Annotated in this window: 19 protein-coding genes; 5 read left to right on the plus strand and 14 right to left on the minus strand. The window is 43.4% G+C overall.

The window, feature by feature from the left end:
* Positions 1-2 precede the first annotated feature (2 nt).
* From rfaE2 to LCH52_07080, 9 genes are all read right to left on the minus strand, one after another.
* The gene (gene rfaE2 / locus LCH52_07040; protein MCA0388235.1) at positions 3-482 is read right to left on the minus strand and encodes a D-glycero-beta-D-manno-heptose 1-phosphate adenylyltransferase; all 480 of its coding nucleotides are present in this window, start codon (positions 480-482) and stop codon (positions 3-5) included.
* Positions 479-1474, minus strand: a complete 996-nt coding sequence (gene rfaE1, locus LCH52_07045) for a D-glycero-beta-D-manno-heptose-7-phosphate kinase (protein MCA0388236.1) — start codon at positions 1472-1474, stop codon at positions 479-481. The genes rfaE2 and rfaE1 overlap by 4 nt, the downstream gene beginning before the upstream one ends.
* Before the next feature lie 23 nt (positions 1475-1497).
* The gene (locus LCH52_07050) at positions 1498-2562 is read right to left on the minus strand and encodes a hypothetical protein (GenBank protein MCA0388237.1); all 1065 of its coding nucleotides are present in this window, start codon (positions 2560-2562) and stop codon (positions 1498-1500) included.
* Positions 2563-2602: 40 nt separating this feature from the next.
* Positions 2603-3418 (minus strand): 3-methyl-2-oxobutanoate hydroxymethyltransferase, encoded by an 816-nt coding sequence (gene panB, locus LCH52_07055; GenBank protein ID MCA0388238.1) that lies wholly within the window; start codon positions 3416-3418, stop codon positions 2603-2605.
* A gap of 8 nt (positions 3419-3426) precedes the next feature.
* Positions 3427-4179: a hypothetical protein gene (locus LCH52_07060; GenBank protein ID MCA0388239.1), complete on the minus strand. Its 753-nt coding sequence runs from the start codon at positions 4177-4179 to the stop codon at positions 3427-3429.
* A gap of 16 nt (positions 4180-4195) precedes the next feature.
* Positions 4196-4969: an acyl-ACP--UDP-N-acetylglucosamine O-acyltransferase gene (lpxA, locus tag LCH52_07065; protein MCA0388240.1), complete on the minus strand. Its 774-nt coding sequence runs from the start codon at positions 4967-4969 to the stop codon at positions 4196-4198.
* The gene (locus LCH52_07070) at positions 4962-6368 is read right to left on the minus strand and encodes a bifunctional UDP-3-O-[3-hydroxymyristoyl] N-acetylglucosamine deacetylase/3-hydroxyacyl-ACP dehydratase (protein MCA0388241.1); all 1407 of its coding nucleotides are present in this window, start codon (positions 6366-6368) and stop codon (positions 4962-4964) included. The genes lpxA and LCH52_07070 overlap by 8 nt, the downstream gene beginning before the upstream one ends.
* Positions 6369-6503: 135 nt before the next feature.
* Entirely contained in the window at positions 6504-7184 is a 681-nt protein-coding gene (gene rsmI / locus LCH52_07075) for a 16S rRNA (cytidine(1402)-2'-O)-methyltransferase (protein ID MCA0388242.1), read from the minus strand.
* Positions 7184-7441, minus strand: coding sequence for a hypothetical protein (locus LCH52_07080; GenBank protein MCA0388243.1), 258 nt, complete (start codon positions 7439-7441; stop codon positions 7184-7186). The genes rsmI and LCH52_07080 overlap by 1 nt, the downstream gene beginning before the upstream one ends.
* 140 nt (positions 7442-7581) lie before the next feature.
* Between LCH52_07080 and LCH52_07085 the strand changes: the two genes are divergently transcribed.
* Positions 7582-9651 carry a response regulator gene (locus tag LCH52_07085; GenBank protein MCA0388244.1) on the plus strand — a complete coding sequence of 690 codons (2070 nt, stop codon included), beginning with the start codon at positions 7582-7584 and terminating at the stop codon, positions 9649-9651.
* 157 nt (positions 9652-9808) lie between these two features.
* Positions 9809-11119: an ammonium transporter gene (locus LCH52_07090; GenBank protein ID MCA0388245.1), complete on the plus strand. Its 1311-nt coding sequence runs from the start codon at positions 9809-9811 to the stop codon at positions 11117-11119.
* Here LCH52_07090 and acs read toward each other — a convergent pair.
* Together acs and LCH52_07100 are read right to left on the minus strand one after the other, a co-directional pair.
* Positions 11116-13089: an acetate--CoA ligase gene (gene acs, locus LCH52_07095; protein MCA0388246.1), complete on the minus strand. Its 1974-nt coding sequence runs from the start codon at positions 13087-13089 to the stop codon at positions 11116-11118. The genes LCH52_07090 and acs overlap by 4 nt on opposite strands.
* Positions 13090-13150: 61 nt before the next feature.
* A complete protein-coding gene (locus LCH52_07100; GenBank protein ID MCA0388247.1) occupies positions 13151-13912 on the minus strand; it encodes an alpha/beta hydrolase in 762 nt (253 codons plus the stop codon).
* Positions 13913-14089: 177 nt separating this feature from the next.
* On the opposite strand from LCH52_07100, the gene LCH52_07105 reads away from it, so the two are divergent.
* Positions 14090-14845 (plus strand): hypothetical protein, encoded by a 756-nt coding sequence (locus tag LCH52_07105; protein ID MCA0388248.1) that lies wholly within the window; start codon positions 14090-14092, stop codon positions 14843-14845.
* A gap of 28 nt (positions 14846-14873) precedes the next feature.
* Here the strand turns inward: LCH52_07105 and LCH52_07110 are convergent, their stop codons facing one another.
* Positions 14874-16214, minus strand: coding sequence for a SpoIID/LytB domain-containing protein (locus LCH52_07110; protein ID MCA0388249.1), 1341 nt, complete (start codon positions 16212-16214; stop codon positions 14874-14876).
* A gap of 124 nt (positions 16215-16338) precedes the next feature.
* Between LCH52_07110 and rocF the strand changes: the two genes are divergently transcribed.
* A complete protein-coding gene (rocF, locus tag LCH52_07115) occupies positions 16339-17250 on the plus strand; it encodes an arginase (GenBank protein ID MCA0388250.1) in 912 nt (303 codons plus the stop codon).
* Between the two features lie 2 nt (positions 17251-17252).
* The gene (locus tag LCH52_07120; protein ID MCA0388251.1) at positions 17253-17792 is read left to right on the plus strand and encodes a hypothetical protein; all 540 of its coding nucleotides are present in this window, start codon (positions 17253-17255) and stop codon (positions 17790-17792) included.
* Here LCH52_07120 and LCH52_07125 read toward each other — a convergent pair.
* Entirely contained in the window at positions 17785-19245 is a 1461-nt protein-coding gene (locus LCH52_07125; protein MCA0388252.1) for a hypothetical protein, read from the minus strand. The genes LCH52_07120 and LCH52_07125 overlap by 8 nt on opposite strands.
* Positions 19242-19805 (minus strand): sigma-70 family RNA polymerase sigma factor, encoded by a 564-nt coding sequence (locus LCH52_07130; protein MCA0388253.1) that lies wholly within the window; start codon positions 19803-19805, stop codon positions 19242-19244. Before LCH52_07130 ends, LCH52_07125 begins: the two co-directional genes overlap by 4 nt.
* Between the last annotated feature and the right edge of the window lie 46 nt (positions 19806-19851).

Below are 19851 nucleotides of genomic sequence, written 5' to 3' on the forward strand. Positions count from 1 at the left end.
TTTTATCCGCCGTATTTCTGCAGTATCAATTCGATTATACTCGTTGTTGAACGGGATGTGACAAAAGGAATGTTGGTGGTTACTCCCCCGTTTGCTTCAACTATGTCCTTGCCCACAATGTTGTCGAGAGACCAGTCACCCCCTTTTACAAGTATATCAGGCACCAGAGTTTTGATCAACTCAAACGGAGTATCTTCATTAAATATTGTTACAAAATCGACAGGTTTCAGATTTGCCATTGCAAATGCTCTTTCATCCTGAGGAAGCAGGGGTCTTTTGTCCCCTTTTATTCTTCTCATCGACTCATCTGAATTCAGACCAACAACGAGAATATCGCCCAAAGCTTTCGCTTTTGTTAAATAATCGATATGTCCTTTGTGAATCAGATCAAAACAGCCGTTCGTGAAAACAACTTTCTTACCCGTCTTCCGAAATTCATTACGAAGTGCTGAGAGTTCGTCCCAGTTGTATAAATATTTCATCGTCTCCCCTCAATGATGGTTTCGAACAGGTTATCTATTTCGACAGGCACAATACCGACCTCTTCACAGACGATACCTGCAGCATAATTTGCTATAAAACATGCTTCATAAATATCCGCTCCGGCACTTAATGCGAGGGTAAGAGTTGAGATTACCGTATCACCTGCACCCGAAACATCCGCAACTTTCCGTGCTTTAGTGGGCATCATTTTTGGTTCGTTCTTTTTGTTAAACACAGCTATACCATCTTCTCCCAGCGTCAGGAGGATGTTTTCAGCTTCAAGTTTCTCCAGGAGAATCTCTCCTGCTTTCAGAGCATCATTTATCGTTTTGATTCTGAACCCCAGAATGTCACTTGCTTCTTTCCGGTTTGGTTTGAAAACAGTAACCCCCTTGTACATAAAAAAGTTATGAAATTTGGGATCAACTGTAACCAGTTTCCGCCTGTTATTACAGAGTTCAATCACTCTACTGATCAGGGAAGCTGTAAGGACACCTTTGTTGTAGTCCTGAAGAATGACTGCATCAATCTGATCAATATTGTTTTCCAACAGATTAAAGAGACGGTTCTCAGTCTCCTCACCTATATCGTCCTTGCTCTCACTGTCGATTCTTACAACATGCTGTGACCCGGCTATCACTCTTGTCTTCAATGTAGTGGGTCTTTGTGTGTCCACAACCAGCCCGCCTGACTTAATGTTCAGTCCCGAGAGAAGGCTCTTAAATATCCCTCCGGCGCGGTCATCTCCGATTATTCCGAGAGGAAAAGGCTCTGCATTCAGATGAAGAATGTTGTTAGCACAGTTGGCAGCTCCACCAAATCTGTAAAATTCGTTCTCCACATCAACAACAGGCACCGGTGCTTCAGGTGAAATTCTCTTCGCACCGCCCATAATGTATCCATCGAGCATCATATCGCCAATAATGGCGATTTTCCTCCCCGAAAAGGAGTTTTTTAATTGAATTAATCTTTCGTTTTCTACCTTAATCATTCTCTGGTCTCTAAATCAAATTTTTATTTTTTATTCCCCTTTTTTGCAACACCACCCCAGGTACCGAGAGGGTTACTCAGATCTATCCTCCACAGTCCGTTCTCGGAAGCCAGCCAGATGTACCGTTTATCGAATTCCATCGCAAAAAAGCTGTTTGCCGGGATATTAAGATCGCCGGGATTGCTCGAGATTATTTTGGTACTGTTTCTGTCGATTATCGTGATTCCTCTACCGTACTCTTTTTTGATATCAGTATCGAACTCATATACCGCCGCCCAGATTGTGTTCCCGACTTTAATCATCGAATAGACACCATTTCCGGGCAAGCCTGAACGGTTGTCAAGTTTGTCCCATTTCGCCATCCGGTTAAATCGGTAAATACCGCCAACATTAAAATCGGGCATTTCGGGAGACCGGAAATCCTGATTCCCAAACCAGATAAACTCCTTGTCGAAGAGGATTGAATTGACAGAAACCCTCATTCCTTCTGAGCGGAAGGCTCCGTCTTTATTCGAGATGAATTCACATTTACCTGTCTCAAATTCACCATCAGCTTTGTCGAATTTATAGAGTCCACCTTCGGTCACAATCCAGACATACCTGTCATTTTCGATGAAAAAGCGTTTTACATTGTTTGTGGCAGTCTCACTACCTCTGGCGAGATTGAAGTCTTCGTACTTTTGTCTCTTGACATTGAGTATCGAGAGGTTAATAAATCTCCCTATCCACAAAAGTCCTGTTGATTTGTCATATTTCAAACCTCTAATCCAGTTGCCGTATTCGCCACCTTCGGCAAATTTTCTCTTCTTCCATGAGTCTTTTTTCTTGTCATAGATGAGGAGTCCATCGCTGGTTCCTGCCCAGACAAAATCCTCATTCGCCTCAATGCAGTCGATAAGGCGGTCTTTAACTCCTTTTTCACCGTCTGCCATTGAAATCAACTGATTCGATGAAGCTTCATACCTGAAAATTCCATTTCCGTATGTCGCGAGCCAGAAGTCATTACCATCTCTCACGAAAGCCGTAACTTTGGCACCACCGGCAATCTGAAAGAAATCAGGAGGGGAAGCAAGAACCGTCAGGCTCACTAATAATAAAACCGTTAAAATTCTTTTAATCTGCACCTTGTTAATAACTCTCCGCATCTGTTGGGAAATGACTCTCTCTTACATCCTCGATGTAGTTCTTGAACGCACCATTGAGGACATCCGCGAGATTTGCGTAATATCGGAGGAATTTGGGGTGGAACTCCTTGTTGAGCCCAAGCATGTCGGGTGTTACAAGTATCTGCCCGTCGCAGTAAGGACCGGCACCAATTCCAATCGTGGGTATGGAAACACTTTCAGTCACTTTTTTGGCAAGTACTTTGGGTATTTTTTCGAGAACGATTGAAAAAGCTCCGGCTTCTTCCAAAATTTTGGCATCCGATAGAATTTCAGCAGCTTCCTCTTCCTCGGTTCCTCTTTGTTTATAGCTTCCGAACTTGTGAATGCTTTGAGGTGTAAGCCCGAGATGCCCCATTACGGGGATGCCATTCTCGGTAATTTTCCTGATTGTTTCTGCTACCCTTTTCCCGCCCTCAATTTTTACACCGCCAGCCGGAGTTTCCTTAAGAATTCTACCTGCATTCCTGAATGCCTCATCCACGCTCAACTGGTATGACATAAAAGGCATATCGCAAATAAGCATCGACCGCGTGATCCCTTTTGCAACAGCTTTAGTGTGATATATCATCTCATCCATCGTTACTGGAAGTGTAGTCTCATTCCCCTGAAAAACATTCCCAAGAGAATCACCGACGAGAATCAGATCGATTCCCGCCTCATCGAGAAGCTTTGCTGTTATAAAATCATATGCAGTAAGAGCAGCTATCTTTTTATTTTCCTTTTTCATCAGACTGAGTGTCTTTGTGGAAACCCGCTGAAATTTTCCAAATGTGCTCATGTAGTCTCTTAAACTTTCTTTTCAATTACCAATTCTTCAAAATCGATGGAAAATCTGTCTCGAAAACCTTGTATTATCGAGAACTTCAACTTTTCCATATCCACTTCTTCACCTGTGATACTTTTGATATCCGAAGTTTTTTCGTTCAAAAGCATCTTCAGATTCTCCTTTTCAAACAGATCGATATTAAGATAATCAACTATCTTTTTATGAAAACTTCCTGTATTTATCGATCCGTGCTGAAGGATTACATCACCGGTTTTTCGTTGTGCACTTCCTATCAGTTTCCTGCCATCCATTTTTACTTCAGATTTGGAAGGGACAGAGAAGCAGGCAGCACTCTCAGACGAGCGGTAGTGCTCCTTAAAATTTACTTCTTCACTTGAGAGCCCGGCTCCCCCGAGTCTTTGATCATACTCTGCTAGACCGAAAAGAAGTGCCTCGTTTATCGCATTGTAGGCGTCCTTCGGAGAGATATTCAGTTTGTTCAATATAACTGAATAAGTCAACTCTTCCGAATGAAAAACAGCCCTCCCCCCCGTGGGCCTTCGAACCCAGTCATACCCGTCACGGTGGAGTGCTTCTTTATTTAGACTCTCCTCAGACTGATTTGCCCCGAGGGAAATGCAATACGGATTCCATTCGTACAACCGGAGACACATCGAACCTTCCTTGCTCCCGGAGGCAAGTTGAACATCAAAGTCCATATTGAACCTTCCGGGCGAGGCAACGGTATCTATGTAATATCCTTTTACAGACATGCGATTCACAAGCTGATTATCTGATCAATCCCCTTGTGCTGCGGGAGATAAAATCAAGAATTTCTGCAGCAAATTTGTCGTCCGCAAACTTCTGGTTTATCTGTTCCTTCGCCTGAGTAAGATTCAGATGCGACTGATAAATCAGTTCATAAATCTTTTTTATTCTCATTATTTCGTCATTCGTAAAGCCGCGTCTTCTGAGTCCGATCAGATTGAGTCCTTCGTATTTGAGGGGCTCATGTCCGGCAAGAATATATGGCGGAACATCCTGCACAACTCTGAATCCGCCTCCGATCATACAATGTTTACCAATTTTGCAGAATTGATGAACGGGTGTGCAACCGCCAATAATTGTATAATCCTCAATGGTTGCGTGACCGCCGACCTGAACAGTGTTTGCAAGAATAACATTATTGCCGATTCTGCAATCGTGAGCAACATGAGAGTAAGCCATCAGCAAACAGTTTTCACCGATTGAGGTCAGGCGTGTCTCTACTGTACCCCGGTGAAGCGTAACAAATTCATGTATTGTGGTACCACTTCCTACTACGGTATGCGACTCTTCGCCGGCATACTTCAAATCCTGTGGGGCATGTGAAATTGATGCACCCTGATAAATGGTGACATTCGAACCGATTCTCGCTCCATTGTAGAGACATGCATGGGGACCGATTTTTGAATTTTCACCAATCTCGACATCTGCTTCAATAAATGCGAAAGGACCGATTACGACACCCTCGCCTATTCTGGCTTTCGGATCGACGACTGCGGTTTTATGTATCTCAGGCATGGCTCACCCTGTCAACTATTGCTGCCGTAAAATCAGCTTCGGCTACAAGGGCACCTTCGACAAAAATCTCACCGCGCATTATTACAAATTTTCTTCTCATTTCTTTCATCTCTACTTCAATCCGAAGAACATCTCCGGGGATTACTGTTCTCCTGAATTTGGCATTGTTTATTTGCATAAAATAGGCGTTCTTTTCTTCAGGATTTCCGATCGAATTCAGCAGCAACAACCCGCCGGTTTGTGCCATCGCCTCAATCAACAACACTCCCGGCATTATTGGATTCCCCGGGAAGTGGCCGTTAAAAAAAGGTTCGTTTATGGAAACGCATTTCAATCCTGTGATCTTCTTCTCCATTTCCATGCTGATAATTCTGTCCACAAGAAGGAAGGGATATCTGTGCGGAAGTATCTTTGTGATAGCGTTTATATCAAAAACAATGCCCTGTTTACTGGCATGTTGATATTTCTTCACAAGTTTTTTCTGCTGATACATTTTCCGGATCATTTTAGCGAATTCCACATTCGCTTTGTGACCGGGTCTCGCAGCAAGAATCTGAGCCTTTATCGGAACGCCTATAAGCGCGAGATCACCAATAAGGTCGAGCAGTTTATGCCTTACCGGTTCATTTTTGAATCTGAATGACTTATTGTTAAGTATTCCGGTTTCACCCAAAACGAACTTTTCCTCGATTCCCAGCTTCTCACCAAGTTTATCGAGTTCATCCACTTCCAGATCCTTGTCCACAATCACAACAGCATTCTCGAGGTCGCCTCCCTTAATCAAACCCTGATTAGCAAGCATTTCAACTTCACTCAAAAAGCAGAAAGTACGGGAAGGGGCGAACTCACTCACGAATTCCTTCTCCAGGTCAAAAAGTCCGGAGTGCTGACTCCCGAGTGCAGGATTCTGATAGTCGACCATCACCGTGATGCGATAATTATCGAGAGGGAGTGCCACAATATCCACTCCTCTGTCTTCTTCGTGGTAGGTAACCGTCTGATCGATTATAAGGTAATCTTTTGGGGCTTCCTGCTCTACAAATCCAGCTGCCACAAGTTTTTCGACATAGGGAAGAGAACTTCCGTCCCCGATTGGAGGTTCGATACCGTCGAGCTCTATCTTGAGATTATCAATTTGCAGACCGTAAACGGCAGCCATCACATGCTCAACGGTGTGGACTTTTGCCTCTCCGATTCCGATGGTAGTTCCCCGGGAGATATCCACAACATAATCCACCACAGCAGGTATTTCAGGATTTCCTCCCAAATCGGTTCTTATAAATCTTACCCCGTAATTCTCCGGAGCAGGTTTAAATGTCATTTTGCATTCATGTCCGGTATGTATCCCGATACCGCTCATCGAAACTTCTTTTGCTATTGTGCGTTGTTTTATTAACATTTGTTCCTTTGGATAGAATTATGCCAATTTGTTAAAGTGTAAAAAATAAACATAAAATTTACGCAATTATTATTAAATATTGATTAAATCTTCAAAAACTGCCTGATAGACAACCGGTTAAATCTGCCGAAATACTCATTTTTTACGGTTATCCACCATCAAAACGAACTCCCCTTTGAGGTTTTTTTTCGTCACTTCCTCGAGCAGTTTCCCCGCACTCCCTCTGATAATCCTTTCTGAAGGTTGTGTCAGATCGAATGCCAGTACGGTTTCTGCACCTCTTCCAAAATTGTCCACAATCTCTCTCGCAATATTCTTTAATCTGTAAGGTGTCTCGAGAAAGACAATCAACTCGTTTAACCTCGTCAATCTTTTTAATTCTTTCACCCTGAGATCTTTTTTTACAGGCAACCAGCCGTAATAATAAAACTTTTCTGCGTGAAGTGCTGACACACTGAGAGCTGTGGTAAGAGATGAGGCACCGGGTACAGGAACTGCCTCAACACCAAATGCGAGAAGATTATCGAGCAGATGGTGCCCCGGGTCGGCAAACATAGGCGTTCCACAATCGGAGATCAAAGCCGCACTTTCGCCATTTATCAGTCTTTCCACGATCAGAGGAGTATTCTCCGCCTCGTCGTGTTCATTAAGAGTCACGAGTTCCTTCCTGATCTCCAACTTGCTTAAAAGTCGACGGGCATCTTTCAGATCTTCACAGATAATAAAATCAACCGATTGAAGCACTTTTATCGCACGGAGGGTAATATCTTCGAAATTACCAATGGGGGTTGCGGTAACGAATAAAGTACCGGGCATCATTTGTCCTGTAAATGAGGTGGTCTGAAGCCTCTGTAGATGTCAAATTTCGGAATGTATTCAATGATATTAAATGATTTATCGCGAATGGTTCCCCCACTAGGGTAATAATAGTAGGTCTCAACCTCACCTGTTTCCATCGTGGCAGGTCTTCCATTCATCGTATAGAATTGAAGCCTGTAAAATCCGCCTTCATATTGCGAATTTGTGAGTTGTATCAAAAAGTTTTCTTCAGAAAATACTAAATTATCGCTCATCAATTTTTTCTTTAATTAATTGAATTTTATGATTATTTTAGTGCAAAGATACTAATGAATTATTGTATCACCACACATTTTGTCCATTCACCTTTTATATATATCATTTAAATTAAATGTTGAGTTCCATTACCGAAATAATGACCGGTGGAAGCAGTGATTCCGAAATCCGGTCGCTGATTACAGCCCTTCCGCTGATGGTAATAGCTACCGACAGTGAAGGAATCTTTGTCGAATGGAATTATGAATGCGAAAGGGTGACAGGCTACAACTCCTCCGAAATGATCGGTAATCCCGATCCTAGCAAAATCCTCTTCCCTGATCTCGAATACTTGAAACTGCTGCAAACCTTCTGGCAGGAAAATTCGGGAAACTACCAGAACCAGGTCTGGAAAATACACTGTAAGAACGGTTGTCAAAAAGCCATAAGCTGGTCAAATATTTCGAAGAAATACCCCGTTGTAGGATGGTCCTCCTGGGCGATTGGAATAGATATTTCAGAATTGAAGGAATTCTCTGAGAAACTTGAAAAAAGTGAAGATAAAATAAAGGATGTTGCCAAGATTTCCGAAACGCTTCTTACCGAACCTGATTTTGAGACGGGAATTCAAAAAGCTTTCGAGATTCTGGAGAAATCAGCGGGTGCCGACAGAATATATATTTTTGAAAATGAAACCGACCCCGAAACGGGGGAAGTTTTCATGAGTCAGAGCTATGAATGGGCGCGGGGCGGTATCAGCATTCAGATTGACAACCCCTTGTTACAGAAACTGCCCTACAATAATTCCTTCCCCCGCTGGAAGGAAAAGATGTCCGTAAAAGAAAGCATCAACGGACTGATTAAAGACTTCCCCGCAACGGAAAGGGCATATCTGGCTCCCCGTGGAATTCTCTCAATTCTGGCTGTACCGATTTGTTTCAATGACCAGTGGTGGGGTTTCATCGGTTTCGATAACTGTACGGAAGAAAGAGTTTACTCGGCTGCAGAAGAGTCGATGCTTAAAACTGCCGCAGTAGCCATCGGTGGTGCAATTCAAAGAGAAACCACCACGAGACAACTGCTGGCAGCAAAAACCAAAGCCGAGGAGATGAACAGGCTCAAATCCAACTTCCTCGCCAATATGTCGCATGAACTTCGAACTCCCCTCATCGGTGTTCTGGGTTTTGCCGAAATTCTGAAGGAGGAAATTCAGGATCAGTACCATAAAAAACTGGCTGAAAACATCTTTTCCGCCGGGCAGCGCCTTAGTGACTCACTCAGCCTTATCCTCGATCTCTCAAGAATTGAAGCTGATAAACTTACACTCAACCTGGAGCTGGTGGACATTACCGAAGTAATCTCTGAAAGTATCTCCTACCTCGAATCTGATGCCGGCAACAAAGGACTCTACATTAAAACCACTTTCCCTGAGACGGTTCCACTTCTAAAATCTGATAGAAGAATGTTGCTTACCATTGTGGACAACCTGCTCAGTAATGCAATAAAGTTTACAAAGACAGGTGGTGTTCATTTTATCATCACAATCGAAAAAGGAATAAATCTCAGGAAAATGAACCTGATGATCCGTGACACCGGCATCGGAATTTCTCCCGAATTTCAGCAGCTAGTCTTTGATGAATTCAGACAGGTATCGGAGGGTCTCACCCGCTCCTTCGAGGGTGTGGGACTCGGTTTGACTATTGTCAAAAAATTCACAGAAAAGCTCGGTGGACAGGTAGAGATGAACAGTCAACCCGGTGCAGGAACCACTTTTACCATTTCATTTCCTGTGAGTCTCGACGCAGGTATTTCTCCTGAACCGGATGCCTCCGAGGTCCATTTTTCACTTCCACCCTGGATATCAGGTGAAAAAAAGCGGATCTTACTTATCAATCAGGACATCATGTCGCAGACCCTTGTCAGAGTGTTCACAAAGAGTTTTGCCGAGATTCTGATCGCTTACGATACCACTCAGGCGGTTGAATTCGCATCCACTAAAAAAATTGATATTGTACTCCTGGAGATTGACTCCGTGAATACATCCTCAGGTTTAAAGGTCATTAAACATTTGAGAGAGCAAAAGGAATATAAAAATGTTCCGTTCATAGCTTTCAGTTCGCATGCTGTCTCAGCCCCCGGAAACACCCTGCTTGAAGCCGGTTTCAATGGCTATATTCCTAAACCTGTCGTCAAAGCTGACTTCCTCAGAATCCTGAAAAAATTCCTTTAGTCCTCCCCGTCCGTTCCCGATTCCCTTTCCTCCGGCATTATTTTTCTGATTGAACAATTTTGATACTTAATATATAAGTATATTTTATTATATTGCCTTATTAATTTATGTTTTAATCGTTTTAACCTTATTTATTTAGTCATTCAACGGAATTAGCATGAAAAAATTCGGTTTACTCGCTTTTGCAATTCTTATTGTACTCTCTGTCTTAAGTCTTTTTCTGAAAGGCAGTTCCATACCCGGTGATACCTCTGCAATAAGTGCCGGTGATACTGCCTGGCTTCTCACAGCAACAGGTCTGGTACTTTTGATGACACCGGGTCTGTCGTTCTTCTACGGCGGTATGGTGCAAAGCAAGAATGTAATCTCCACAATGTTCCAGAGTTTTATTGCAATGGGAATAATCTCAATTTTATGGGTTGTTGTCGGTTTCAGTCTTGCTTTCGGAGAGAGTGTACACGGGATAATTGGCAATCCCTTTACTTTTCTTTTCTTCAAAAATGTGGGTGTAACACCAAATCCGGCATTCGCTCCCACAATTCCGTTTCTTCTTTTTGCGATGTTTCAGTTGAAGTTTGCAATTATTACACCGGCACTAATTACCGGATCGTTCGCCGAAAGGGTAAGTTTCAAAGCATACCTCCTCTTTATGGTACTTTTTTCACTTTTCATTTATGCTCCTTTGGCACACATGACCTGGCACCCTGACGGAATATTAAGACAGATGGGGGTACTCGATTTTGCGGGCGGTACAGTAGTGCATATGTCGGCTGGATATGCTGCACTTGCGGGAGCTTTGATTCTTGGAAGAAGAAAAATTCACATTGAAAACCAAAAACATGAACCGGCAAATATCCCCTATGTCCTTCTCGGAACCGGTTTAATCTGGTTTGGCTGGTTTGGATTCAATGCGGGTTCCTCACTGGCAGCTTCGGGACAGGCTGTCCTCGCTTTCTCAACCACTAATACCGCATCGGCGGCTGCAGCACTCGCATGGATATTTTTTGATGCCATGATGGGAAGAAAACCCTCTGCCCTCGGTGCGTGCATAGGAGCTGTGGTGGGACTGGTGGCAATAACCCCCGCTGCGGGATTTGTGACCGTTGGTGAGAGTCTTTTCATCGGAACAATTGCAAGTGTGATCAGCAACATCGCTGTGTCTTTGAAGTCCAAAACAACTTTGGACGATACCCTCGATGTTTTTCCCTGTCACGGGATCGGAGGGATTACCGGAATGATTGCCACAGGAATATTCGCGCAACAGTCAGGACTGATTTACGGAACCACCACTACATTTCTGAATCATCTTATCGCACTGGTGATTGTGTCCGTATTTGCTTTTGTCGGTTCTGCCCTGCTTTACTATCTCACCAATCTTATAACGCCCCTCCGTGTAAACAAGGAGATGGAGGAAGAAGGACTGGATATCTCGCAGCATGGCGAGAGTATCAATCAGTTTGCTGACTAAAATTCTTCCTCAAGTTCACGCAACGATTCGACGGCGGAGATATCTTCTATTGAAGAGAGGTCACCGAGCACCACTCCGCCGGCTGCAATCTCCCGAAGAAGCCGTCTGACAATTTTACCGTTTCTGGTTTTGGGAAGTGCCTCAGTAAACCTTATTTCATCGGGTCTTGCTATATGCCCTATCTCCACCATAACATGATTCCGCATCTCTTCTTTTAGCAGAAGTGAAGGGGAAACATTTTCTTTCAATGTAACAAAAGCAACAATCGAATTTCCTTTCAGGTCGTCGGGTCGTCCAACAACCGCAACCTCGGCAACATCTTTATGAGTGTGCAAGGCATTCTCAATTTCGAGAGTGCTTAGTCTGTGTCCCGAAACAGTCACTACATCATCAACTCTGCCGAGCATCCAAAAGTAACCGTCCTTGTCCTTTCGGGCTCCGTCCCCGGTGAAAAAATCACCACCGAATCCTGCCCAGTAATCATCCTTGAAGCGTTTTTTGTTTCCGAAAACAGTTCTCGAAATAGAGGGCCAACTGTCCTTAAGCACGAGAAAACCATTTTCACCCGGCTTTACAGGTTTCCCGTTTTTATCCACTACATCAGCAAGAATTCCGGGAAGGGGAAGTGTAGCCGAACCGGGTTTTAGCGGAGTAACTCCGGGAATCGGAGCAATCATGAATGATCCTGTTTCTGTTTGCCACCATCCGTCAATTATCGGACACCGTTCCTTGCCTACTGTTTTGTAAAACCAGAACCAAACTTTTGGGTTCACGGGTTCACCACCCAAAGCAAGGATTCGCAGACTGTCAAGTTTGTATTTATTTACCCAGCCGTCGCCCATTCTCATCAAAGTTTTGACATAGGTGGGTGCTGTGAAGAAGATTGTCACTTTGTGTTTTTCGATCAATTTCCAGAACCGGTCGGGTTCCGGTGTTGCCACTGCGCCTTCATACATCAGGATGGTTGCACCATTCAGAAGCGGGGCGTAAAGCCCGTAGGTATGGCCTGTGGAAAAACCGGCATCGGTTGTGCACCAGTAAATGTCGGTCTCCTGAATATCAAAGATAAGTTTGAATGTGTAGTATGCGGAAATCATATACCCGGCTGTGGTATGAAGGATTCCCTTTGCTTTTCCGGTAGTGCCGCTTGTAAAAAGAATGAAGAGAGGATGCTCGGAGTCGAGCTGGAGGGCATTGCACTCGTCAGACACAGATTCCATCAGCTCATGCCACCAAAAATCCCTCCCGGGCACCATCTTGACAGATGATTCATGAAGTCTTTTGAAAAGAATTACCGTTTTTACTTCAGGACAACTCTCGAGAGCATTATCGACTGCAGGTTTCAGGTAAATGTTGCTTCCCCGCCTTACAGCCAGATCACTTGCAATTACAATTTTAGCTTTCAATTCCCTGATTCTGTCTTTCAAAGCCTCAGCGGAGAATCCGGCAAACACTACGGAATGGATTGCACCAATCCTCGCACACGCAAGTAGAGCAATTGCCATCTCAGGCACCATCCCCATGTAGATAATAACCCTGTCACCCTTTTGAACCCCTTTCTGCTTGAGCACATTTGCAAATTTTGAAACCTCCCTGTGGAGCTGAAGATATGTCAGGGTTCTTGTTTCTCCCGGTTCTCCTTCCCATATTATGGCAGCTTTATTCCGGGAATGTCCGTTTAGATGACGATCAATACAATTGTAACTAAGATTGGTTTTTGCTCCCACAAACCATTTCGATTCATACATCGAACCTTCCCTGACATGACTCCAGTATTTGAACCAGTGCAGCTCGTCGGCTACACTTCCCCAAAAGGCTTCGGGATTCAGAACCGACTCTTTGTAAAGCTTTTTGTATTCGTCAAGGGTTTTCACCACTGCCCTTTCACTGAATTCCTTCATAGGGTGGTAAATCTTCTTCAAAGAAGAGTTCATCTTAATGATCCGTTTTGTTTCTCTTTTGTCGTTCATCTCTGTTTCAATTTAAATTTCATATTGGTTATTCATTCGATCTTAATATGCGGTTATAATTTTACTTGCCGAAGAAATATTTCAAGGGGCGTTCAAGCCGGTTCGCCCAGGCAAGTTCGTTGTGACCTGCACCCCTGTCAAAATAGTAGTCAAAATTATCGCCGATTACATACCCCTTCTGTGCCAGAAGGCAAAACATCCTCTGCGCATCTTTTTTGCCGTCCTCTCCGCTGTCAAAATATATCTTGACATTTCTTCTCTCCTGTGTCGATTCCAGAATCTTGAAAATCGCATCATCTCCAAAGTAAAATGAAGAGGACAGACATCCCGCTTTTCCAAAAACATGGGGATATTTCCAAACCATCCTCAGAGAACACAACCCACCCATCGATGACCCCATTATGGCTGTGGCTTCCCTGTCGGGTATCGTTCTGAAGTTACTGTCGATAAAATGTTTCAGCTCTTCCACGATGAATTTGAGGTAGTAGTTGCCTTTCTCACTTTCACTGTATTCTTCCAGTCTTTCGTGAGTATTATAAATTCCGACTATAATTACTTCCTCAATTGCATTCTGCTTTATTAATCTCGTTGCTGTCTCATCCACCTGCCAGTCCTGTCCGGCAAATGATGTGGCAGGATCTATAATATTTTGCCCGTCGTGCATGTATAAAACCGGGTAATATCTGTGTCTGTCTTTTTTGTATGAAGGTGGAAGCCAGACGAGAAGATCCCGTTCTAATATCGGATAACGGCTTCTAAACTTCCGGTAATAAATCACAGAGCCAACTATTTCCGCTTTGCCGTTGTTTCTTCTATTAGCCAATCGTTATGATGTTTTTCTTTATTTGTTGATAAATTATTCTTTGGATAGACAAATTAAGAACCTTTGAGATGAAAAAAAAGGGATTTTAAGCTTTTTCACGATTGTTTTTTAATTTTTTATTTCTCAAATTTAAATTTTCTGATTTTTTTCACTTTTTTGACGAATCGAACCGAGATAATGAGCAAAAACGGTATTTTATGGACTGTGGCTGTTGTAGTGGTAATTGTTTTCAGTCTTGCGCAACCTCTTCTTAAAGGGACACAACCACTTTCAGGCACCATTGGAATCGAGGGGAAAAAAATAACCTACCTCTTTCCAAAAGAAATTGAAAGCGGTCAGGATTACCAGTTCCTCATCAGGAATGATAACCCGAAAGTTACAGGCTACTATATTTATCAAATACAGGGAGCCAAACCGGTAAAAAAAGAATTAACCGCCGGTGAAGGAGAACTTTCAGGAACCATACCGTCGCAGGCTCCAGGTTCGGTTGTCTCATACTCGGTCTTTTTAAGATATGGTGACAAAGAAACCCAGATTCCATATAAAACCACCCTTCAAACCGGATTCACGGGCAAGGTGAGCATCATCATTAAGGTTATTTATCCCCTGTTTCTCTTTCTTGGACTGCTTTTTGCATCAAGAAGCGGACTCGAATATTTTAATCCCGCTCCAAAATTCAAACTCTACACAATTTTTACAACCATCTTCTTCATCTGCTTGGGATTTTTTATCATACCCGTCAAAAACTTCATGTACCTCGCTCCCGCACCGGGAGTTGTCCCCGGACCAGCTTCCATGTTCACCATGGAAAGTATATTTTACCCGTTGCTCTGGATTTCTGTAAGCATTCTTGTTTTTTTCAGGATAAAACCGGGCGAGGTGCTTTTGGCAGGTTCACTTTTGACTTTTGCAGGTTATATTTTCCTGGGGTGAGATGTCCCACCCCGGGAACGATGGAATTCTAATAAATTTTGACGAGGTCGACTCCTCTGTAGTAATGGAGGAGGATCTCATCAAACGAGTATCCCTTTTCCGCCATTACTGCGGCTCCAATTTGACAGAGACCCACTCCATGACCCCAACCGGCGCCACGAATGAGAAATCCGGAAGGGATGCCATTTTCAACTTTTAGCGGCTGTACGACAAACGCAGACGAATAGAGGTGGGATTCAGAAAGAGCCCTGCGGATTTCAAGTTCCTTCCCGATTGTTATGGTTTTCTTCGTTCCCTCTATCCTGAGCTTGTATATCCTTCCCGACTCACCTCTTGCAAGGGGTGTCAACTGCAGGATATCTCCCAGATCGACATTCAATTTTTTCTTCAGTAAATCCTTCAGATTTTGCTGAGAGATTTCGACCTTCCATCTGTAAAAATCCACTGTTTCCTGATCGTAATGTAAAAGCACCTGTGAAAGTACAGATTTGTCTTTGGTATTGCAGAACGCCTCCGGCTCACCGAGTATCCATTTACTGGCGTTCGTCTCATCCTTCAGTTCAGTACTGAACTCATCCGGTTCATACTTGTAGTCGATAACTTTGCTAAGATATGGTACTTCCTTGTTCTCCCATACATAACCAAAAGCTTCTGAAACACCACCGCACGATTTTGAAAATCTTGCATCGCAGATTTCAGAACCTGACTTAAGAACGAGTCCCTTTGTTTCATCCACTGCCTTGCTCGCAGCCTCGGTAAAAATCTTAGTTATTCCCTGATACCGCTGGCAATGGTCATCGGCACATACATCAAAATCTTCATGATCCTCCCTGTCGTACCACCGGACGATTTCCTCGTCACTGATGATTATTCCTTTTTCTTTGCTGCTCAGATTTTTTTTGACATTCGATTGTTCAATCTGCGAAAGAAGCCAGCTCCTCGATATGACAGAATGAGCCTTTAAGAGGGAGACACTGCTTTTGGCACTCATCTCGGAGGATATTACACTTTTAAGGTATTCTTCAATATTGATGATATTGATCGCACATACTTTATCCCCTTTTCTGAGAAGTTTCAGGGCACCTTTGAAATTTTCCTTTTCTTTCCTCTCCCAGTGGAACTGAACGCCTATTACCACATCCTTGATCATGAAGTGTTCGGTCTCCGGAGAATTGGGGGTCAGAATGAACGATTCATCTTCAATCAGTTTTTTACCCGCTCCTTCAAGAACAAGTTTACCGTTCCTCACGACAGCCTGAAATACCCCGCTGAAAAAGTCTTCCTGATTATTTATGTAATAATCGCCGTAACAAGTAAAATTTATAACCGAATCGGTCAGTATTCCCACACTAATCAGTGGTTCGTCCATAAAACAATCCTTACAATGTAAATCGAAATTTGTATTTTAATATACAAAACCGTTCATAAAATTTTAATTATTCAGTAAAATTATCTTTTATATTTTTGTAACTTTCAATCAAAAAGTATTTCCAATGAAGAAAAAAGTCAAGATTATCGGATTCCCTATGGACCTCGGCGCCGGACGACGCGGTGTGGATATGGGTCCTTCTGCATTACGGATCGCCAACCTTAACGAAAAGCTGACAGAACTCGGCTATGATGTGGAAGATCACGGCGATATAGTTATTGAGATCATGGAGACTCAAAAGGTCAAAAATGACAAACTCAAGTATATCGATGAGATTGAAAGGACTTCACTAAAACTTGCAGAACTTGTGGAAGAAACCCTCGACAACGAAGACTTCCCGCTGTGTATAGGTGGAGATCATTCGATGGCTCTGGGTACTCTGGGAGGAATCTCTGCATACTGCAGAAAAAGAAACCTGCGACTGGGAGTGATCTGGATTGATGCTCATGCAGACATGAATACAGATGAGACCACACCTTCAGGAAATATTCACGGGATGTCACTTGCAGCTTCGATTGGCTTGGGATCACCGAGGCTGACAGAACTTTACTCCCCTGCTCCCAAGGTGCTCCCGGAAAACGCAGTGATTATCGGAGCACGGAGCATCGACACCGAGGAAAGACTCAATATCAAAAAAACCGGGATCACGGTTTACACAATGTCAGATATCGATAAACTCGGGATTCACCGCATAACATCAAGAGTATTAAAACAGTTTAAGAACAAGGTGGATCACATCCATGTCAGTTTCGATGTCGACAGTGTTGAACCGACTGTCGTACCCGGGGTTGGAACACCCGTTCCGGGAGGTTTGAGCTACAGAGAGGCTCATCTTCTGATGGAAACAATCGCAGAGTGTGGCTGTATGTCGTCTCTCGAAATCACGGAAGTTAATCCAATCCTGGATAATCAGAATGCCTCTGCAGTTTTTGCAGTCGATTTAATAGCATCAAGCATGGGAATGAGAATTTTGTAACCATGAACAACATTAAACAATTCATCGCTTTTGTTTTGTTAATCGGCTCGGTTATGTGGGGCCTCAAGGCATTCAATGTACTCGATATAACATTTCCATTCATCTTCTCGTTTTTATTTATCCTTATAGGGCTGGCAACCGTGGTTGTGGTGTTCGGGAAGCATGATATCCCTGCACTTCTGATCGGGACAACAATGTTTTTAATCGGGATTCTAATTTACCTCAATCAGAATTTTTATTCCATTCCGTGGGCGGATCTGCTGCTCCCGACTGCAATGTTTATGATTGGGGTGAACCTCATAGTACTCTTCCTGGATAATCCTAAAACTCCGCAGTTTCTTCTTGTTTCAGCGGTTTTTATTGGCTTCCCCTTCTTCTTCCTAAGCAAGGAAAATTCGATGACTGTAACTTCGATGCTGGAAGCCATTCTGGAAATGGCATCGAAATACTGGCTGATAATCTTCCTGGCAGCTATATCAGTGTTTTTTATTCTACTTCAGGGTAATTTCACAAGAAAAGACGACGAAGATCATCTCAGTTAGCCTGAGCTTTCATTATCAATAATCCACTCATAATGACAGTGTTCGACGGTGTTTCGCTGCCCGTCACATTTTCTTCCGTAAGAATCACTTTGAAGGTGCCTGTCTGTCCAAGGTCTGGGAGATTATTCAACTCAAAAAATTCGACATTCTGATCGGGGATGTTGATTCCGCCTGCCTTGACATATTTTTCACCTGTCTGAATCCAGAGTTGAAATCCTTTACCTGAATTGAACGACATTATATTCGAAAATTGAAGGAATCCTTTTCTTTCTTTTACACCATAGAAGAATTTCCCAAATGTCTCGGGAAAGTCGTCTGAACCATAAAGATTCACCAGACCGGCGGTTTTAACGGAACTGAAAAAAAGAAGAAGATTCTGGTTCATCACTACCGTGCTTTTCAGAAGTTCTGTCTTTGCCTGGGCGGTTCCAAGTTCCTTAATCCTGTTGTCAAGTTTTTCTTCAGACGCCTGAATCATTGAAAACATGAAATACACCACAATAGCAAAACAGATTACTAAAGTTGCTGTAACGCCCCAAAAAGCCGTGGCAGTGACACTCCCGCTGACATCGATAATATTGCCTCTGAAAGACTTCCGGTTCTTCACTCCCGGTTCCCGGGTAAGCGGTTCAGGTATCTGATCCTCCGCCATTTCAACCGGCTCTTCCTGAAACTCCTCGCCAAGTTCTTTCTCAATCAGTTGTTTTCGTCTGGCTCTCCGCGGACTTATGGGATGAACGGGAGCATCTTCTGCATCAGGTTCATCGATTTTAATATCATAGTACGGCGGCTCAGGTTCCTGTTGATCCGGTGAGTACAGGGGTTCGACGGGAGCATCCGGTAGTATCTGTTCACGCGAAATATGCGGGAAGAAACCGCTTTCTGCCGCGGCACCTGTATCCACAGATTCTTCACCCGGTTCATCTCTTTCTGGAGCAGGCCGGTCACCGGCTCCGGGCCTCTCCTGCGGTTCTCCCCCTCTGGCGTTCATTTGGGTGCTCAATCCCGGTCTTTGGAATCCCGGTTGCCGGTTGAAAGAGGGCCTTGCCTGGTCATTTCGAACGATGCTGTAGGGATCAATCTCCGGTGATTCAATAAGCTCCTCAACCTTTTTGTTTGCATCTTTCGCTCCGTGATTATCAGATTCTTCAACAAAACTGGTCAGTTTTGTAAAACTGATGGTTTTTCTCTCCGGTGACCGTGACGGGCTTGAATTCCCCAGTTCATCTATTCGGGTAAGGATTCTCTCCAATGACTGCTGTGGTGGCTCTTTGGGGTTTATAAACGAAACCAGCAGAGCTGTCAGGTTCTGATACTCTCCAAGTTCCTGTCTTGCAAAATCTTCATTCGATTCCATGTAGTGGACAAACTCAATGAAATCATCCTTGTCAAGTGCTCCCAGGGCGAACGCCTGAATCAGGTTTTCAAATTTCTTTTTCTCTTCAGTTGTCATCCTTCACCATGCAATAAATTGTCTCTTAATGAACCGAGTGCGATCCGGATTTTGGAATTCACGGTCTGTATCGGAATATTCAAATTTTTACTGATCTCCGATTGTGTAAATCCATAGTACATTCCAAGATAAATGACATGCTGCTGAGCCTCCGTCAGCGTCATCAAAGCTTTCTCAATATTTTCACTGATATTCATTCCCATTTCCAAATCAAGCGGATCTATCTGTGAAGAGAGATGTGGCACGATAATATAGTTCTCGTAATCATCACTGTAGGGATCCATCGGTGTGGTGTTCCATTTCCGTCTTTTCGTGTCAATGGCTTTATTTCTTGCGAGGGTAATAATCCAGCAATATGCGTTCTGCGAATTTACATTATAGAGATGTGCCTTGTTCCAGATAATGAGAAATACCTCTTCGTAGGTGGTATCGGCAAGAGCTTCTTCTTCAATTATCTTCGTTACAAGAGCATACACAAGTTTATTGTAACGACGGTACAAATCCTTAAAGGCTGCTACATCCTTTTTGGCTACATTCACTAAAAGTTCGTGGTCACTCATTCTTTGTCCATTCTGAATGAATCAATTTTGATCAACTATAACTATT

The sequence above is a fragment of the Bacteroidota bacterium genome (genome assembly GCA_020161395.1).
Classification (GTDB): Bacteria; Bacteroidota; Ignavibacteria; order Ignavibacteriales; family Ignavibacteriaceae; genus UTCHB3.

Excerpts from the sequence above, each read along its gene's own strand:
- LCH52_07105 (MCA0388248.1), top strand. The coding sequence starts at position 14,090 with ATGAGCAAAAACGGTATTTTATGGACTGTGGCTGTTGTAGTGGTAATT.
- acs (MCA0388246.1), bottom strand. The coding sequence starts at position 13,089 with ATGAACGACAAAAGAGAAACAAAACGGATCATTAAGATGAACTCTTCT.
- rfaE1 (MCA0388236.1), bottom strand. The coding sequence starts at position 1,474 with ATGATTAAGGTAGAAAACGAAAGATTAATTCAATTAAAAAACTCCTTT.
- LCH52_07130 (MCA0388253.1), bottom strand. The coding sequence starts at position 19,805 with ATGAGTGACCACGAACTTTTAGTGAATGTAGCCAAAAAGGATGTAGCA.
- LCH52_07125 (MCA0388252.1), bottom strand. The coding sequence starts at position 19,245 with ATGACAACTGAAGAGAAAAAGAAATTTGAAAACCTGATTCAGGCGTTC.
- LCH52_07060 (MCA0388239.1), bottom strand. The coding sequence starts at position 4,179 with ATGTCTGTAAAAGGATATTACATAGATACCGTTGCCTCGCCCGGAAGG.
- lpxA (MCA0388240.1), bottom strand. The coding sequence starts at position 4,969 with ATGCCTGAGATACATAAAACCGCAGTCGTCGATCCGAAAGCCAGAATA.
- rocF (MCA0388250.1), top strand. The coding sequence starts at position 16,339 with ATGAAGAAAAAAGTCAAGATTATCGGATTCCCTATGGACCTCGGCGCC.
- panB (MCA0388238.1), bottom strand. The coding sequence starts at position 3,418 with ATGAGCACATTTGGAAAATTTCAGCGGGTTTCCACAAAGACACTCAGT.
- LCH52_07070 (MCA0388241.1), bottom strand. The coding sequence starts at position 6,368 with ATGTTAATAAAACAACGCACAATAGCAAAAGAAGTTTCGATGAGCGGT.
- rfaE2 (MCA0388235.1), bottom strand. The coding sequence starts at position 482 with ATGAAATATTTATACAACTGGGACGAACTCTCAGCACTTCGTAATGAA.
- LCH52_07080 (MCA0388243.1), bottom strand. The coding sequence starts at position 7,441 with ATGAGCGATAATTTAGTATTTTCTGAAGAAAACTTTTTGATACAACTC.
- LCH52_07090 (MCA0388245.1), top strand. The coding sequence starts at position 9,809 with ATGAAAAAATTCGGTTTACTCGCTTTTGCAATTCTTATTGTACTCTCT.
- rsmI (MCA0388242.1), bottom strand. The coding sequence starts at position 7,184 with ATGCCCGGTACTTTATTCGTTACCGCAACCCCCATTGGTAATTTCGAA.
- LCH52_07085 (MCA0388244.1), top strand. The coding sequence starts at position 7,582 with ATGACCGGTGGAAGCAGTGATTCCGAAATCCGGTCGCTGATTACAGCC.
- LCH52_07120 (MCA0388251.1), top strand. The coding sequence starts at position 17,253 with ATGAACAACATTAAACAATTCATCGCTTTTGTTTTGTTAATCGGCTCG.
- LCH52_07110 (MCA0388249.1), bottom strand. The coding sequence starts at position 16,214 with ATGGACGAACCACTGATTAGTGTGGGAATACTGACCGATTCGGTTATA.